This window comes from Psychrobacter sp. TB20-MNA-CIBAN-0197 (assembly GCF_040309765.1).
GTDB lineage: Bacteria > Pseudomonadota > Gammaproteobacteria > Pseudomonadales > Moraxellaceae > Psychrobacter > Psychrobacter submarinus.
The window spans coordinates 1-234 of sequence record NZ_JBEOPC010001430.1; the positions used below are offsets into that span (position 1 = coordinate 1).

At 42.7% G+C, this 234-nt stretch carries 1 protein-coding gene; it reads left to right on the forward strand.

Annotated elements, in window-relative coordinates:
• A partial coding sequence (locus AAEY83_RS18685; RefSeq protein ID WP_351061698.1) for a M20/M25/M40 family metallo-hydrolase occupies positions 1 to 234 on the forward strand: 234 nt, incomplete at both ends.

The following is a 234-nucleotide window of genomic DNA, read 5'->3' on the forward strand; positions in this document are numbered from 1 at the left end:
GTAATGATCCGCACTGATACTGATGGCTTACCTATTATTGAGCAAACAGGAAAATCCTATGCCTCAAAAGTCAAAGTAATAGACGAGCACGGTGCAAAAGTAGGTGTAATGCACGGCTGTGGCCACGATATCCACATGAGCTCTTTTATTGGAACTGCAGAGCAGTTAATTGCTCATAAAAAACAGTGGCAAGGTACATTAATGATGGTTGCACAGCCTGCAGAAGAAGTAGGT